The 249-nt window shown below is 33.7% G+C and carries 1 protein-coding gene; it reads right to left on the reverse strand.

The window, feature by feature from the left end; translation table 11 throughout:
- Positions 1–62 precede the first annotated feature (62 nt).
- A partial coding sequence (locus tag SB660_RS22555; protein WP_410584719.1) for an FtsW/RodA/SpoVE family cell cycle protein occupies positions 63–249 on the reverse strand: 187 nt, incomplete at its 5' end.

Raw genomic sequence — 249 nt, forward strand, 5'->3', positions numbered from 1 at the left:
AGCGTAGGTATGCGATCTTCTATATCAATTACTTTCTCCATAAAAGTACTCCTCCTTTATATTTATTTCGCTAATTGATAAATAATACCTATTATTAACCACATTGTTACTAAAGATGTTCCACCATAGCTAATAAAAGGTAATGTGACACCGGTTACAGGAACCAAACCGATAACTACTGCAATATTTAAAAATGCCTGCACCGTTAACATTGTCACAAGTCCAATAATGGCGTAATAGGATGTTCTT

The organism is Bacillus sp. SIMBA_005 (assembly GCF_046535585.1).
In the GTDB taxonomy this organism is placed as follows: domain Bacteria; phylum Bacillota; class Bacilli; order Bacillales; family Bacillaceae; genus Bacillus; species Bacillus pumilus.